Consider the following 845-nt stretch of genomic DNA (forward strand, 5'->3'; position numbering starts at 1 on the left):
ACTGTCAGCTTTCAACCAGTAACGACGAACATGCGCCCAACAATTCGCGAAGGTAATGCCACCAATTTTATTATATGCAGAGTAACCATCACAAATAATCGTTCCAGTATAACCTTCCGTGAAACTTTCAAGGACGGAACGGGCTCGTGATAAGGAGCTTTGAAACAGAATCATAGTCGGTCCCTGGCTTGGCACACTTCGATATACCCAATTGTAGGCGTTGGATTGACCAGATTTCCCATCGGAACGATGGATAATTTGTGAATACGTTTCGTCGACATGTAAAACCGATTTAGACATCATCAATTCTTTCATTCGTTCGTAAATCGGCAAAAGCCAATCGTGTGCTGTACGAATGACCCAATTAGAAAGATTTTTATCATTCGTATTCAATCCATAACGTGCCCATTCATTTACCTGGCGGTAAAGGGGTAAGTATTGCGCAAATTTATCATAGATGACTTTGGCAAGTACGCTAGGGCTTGCGATGCTACGTTGAATAGCTGGTTGTGGCGCTTTCGCACGTTTAATTCGCGTCGGCTGAGATGAATTGCTTTTACAGTTTTTACATTCATAAGCATGTTCAATGTGCTGCACCTTCATCATTTTAGCAGGAATAAATATTGCCTCTTCACGGGCAATGGAGTTACCGATTTCGATCATTTGACTTCGACAACAGTCACAGACGGTGTTTTCTGGGTGATGGTGAATTTCCTCTACCTCCACATCATCACGCAATGAATCATTTCTTTTTTTCTTTTGAATTTTTCGTACAACAGTATAAGAAACGGTCTGTTGGCTTTGTTCTTCTGTGTGCTCAGAATCAATAAAAGACCGATCATCCT

At 41.4% G+C, this 845-nt stretch carries 1 protein-coding gene; it reads right to left on the minus strand.

Annotated elements, in window-relative coordinates; translation table 11 throughout:
* On the minus strand, window positions 1-845 hold an 845-nt coding region (gene tnpC / locus SAZ04_RS21540), incomplete at both ends, for an IS66 family transposase (protein WP_332699541.1).

This window comes from Halalkalibacter lacteus (assembly GCF_036663595.1).
Taxonomy (GTDB): Bacteria; Bacillota; Bacilli; order Bacillales; family Bacillaceae_D; genus Halalkalibacter; species Halalkalibacter lacteus.